The sequence below is a fragment of the Limnobaculum allomyrinae genome (genome assembly GCF_016649425.1).
In the GTDB taxonomy this organism is placed as follows: domain Bacteria; phylum Pseudomonadota; class Gammaproteobacteria; order Enterobacterales; family Enterobacteriaceae; genus Limnobaculum; species Limnobaculum allomyrinae.
Genome location: NZ_JADRCR010000030.1, coordinates 1 through 1674 on the forward strand (window position 1 = coordinate 1; position 1674 = coordinate 1674).

Here is a 1674-nt window from a genome sequence, read left to right on the forward strand (position 1 = left end):
CAGAGTTTGACCATCTTTTCCCTGACGGCTGCAATGGCTCATCTTCTCCGGCAAGCCCTGCAAGAAAACATCCGAATGCATTGGTTTTGTCACTGAGGACGCCCGGAACGTTCTCCCACACGAGAATAGTTTCCGGTTCGCCTGCTGCTCTGCGTTTGTTGTCAATCTCATTTGCTAATTCCACGTAAGAGAGGGTTAATTGACCGCGTTTGTCACTCAGTCCACCACGTAGACCTGCGACACTAAACGCCTGGCACGGGGTGCCACCAACAAGAATGTCAGGAGCCTGCACAACGCCTGACTTAATTTTTTCAGCTATCGCTGTCATATCACCGAGATTAACAACATCAGGCCAGTGATAATTCAGAACTTCACACGGGAAAGGCTCTATCTCAGAAAACCATACTGGCTCTAATCCAAGAGGCTCCCACGCTACGCTGGCGGCTTCGATACCGCTACATACTGAACCGTATTTCATGCAGCAACCTCCCCTGACTTATTGCCAGACAGACGTTCACTGCACTCAGACCAGAGACTATTCCACCGATGAATAGCAAATGATGCGTTAAGCCCTTTAATTCCCACTCTGCTGGCTGCACGGCGAACCGCAATCTCTAACTGGCTGGGGTTGGTTATCTCACCGACACCAGTAGTAAATCGTCGATAAGCCTCATCTCTCTCCTGTGTGTTTACTACCTGTTTTGCTGATATGGGGGATACTTTCCAGTCACTCTGAAATTCATTTTCAGAACCGAAAAAGCGCTTGGCTTGCATGACATAAGCTGTATTAAGCTGCTTTTTTTCCTTGCAGAATTCAGCGTATGCAATAACGCCCTGTAGCATTTCTTCACTGGTTACCCCTTCCTTCAATCGGGCATTCCAGCTGCGATACGCATCCTTTTTCGGGTTGCTACCTTCTCGTTTAGGATATATCGACCAAGCTTTTTCAAATTCATCAGAATAAGTTTTGCTTATTGGTGTGCCGTCGACAGATGGCACATATGTTTTATTGATCTGTATGTATTGATCTGTATAAGGAAAAGATTCCGCGACTTCGCGGTTCCCATTCCGCGATTCTGCGGAATCCAGTGTTGACGGGAATAACTTGCTAATTAATGCATCACCATCAATACGATAGTGTGTTTTTGGTGTGCCATTTACCTTACTAACTTTTGTTTCAATAATTCCAGGTAACCAGCGTTTACACAGCTTATTAACCAGTCGTTGGGCTTGATCTTCGCTAACGCCCCTGATTTCTTCAGCAAGTTCCCTATGTTCTTTATAAAACCACCCACCACTTAACTCTGATTTACCCGACCAAAAGACCAATTGGTTTAATATTGCCCCTAGCGCATGTGCCTGCTGATCTCCTGAGAAATAATCCAAATATGGTGCGGGTATGACAATACTGTTCTTTTGCCCTGACAAAGCCTGAATAATGCTAAATATCTGACTCATAGCGGCTGTCCCTCCGCCACGTCCTTAACCAACGTGTATTGCTGATAAAATGAATCACGCGGCATTGTGCAATCATAATTCAGATGCAATGGACGATACGTGACCATTATTTTTGAGTGCTTTTTATACGTGCGGATATAGCGAACATTCACGCCGTCAGAATTGCGATAGAGGCTCATACTGATACCTCCTTCATTTCAAACCGCCCTAATTTAG

The 1674-nt window shown here is 45.5% G+C and carries 2 protein-coding genes; both read right to left on the minus strand.

Annotation, left to right across the window (positions count from 1 at the left end; genetic code table 11):
- Window positions 1-478 (minus strand): DNA cytosine methyltransferase (locus tag I2494_RS20485; protein WP_228351058.1); only part of this gene is annotated, 478 nt, incomplete at its 3' end.
- The gene (locus tag I2494_RS20490) at window positions 475-1458 is read right to left on the minus strand and encodes a hypothetical protein (RefSeq protein WP_228351059.1); all 984 of its coding nucleotides are present in this window, start codon (window positions 1456-1458) and stop codon (window positions 475-477) included. The genes I2494_RS20485 and I2494_RS20490, both read right to left, overlap by 4 nt.
- Between the last annotated feature and the right edge of the window lie 216 nt (window positions 1459-1674).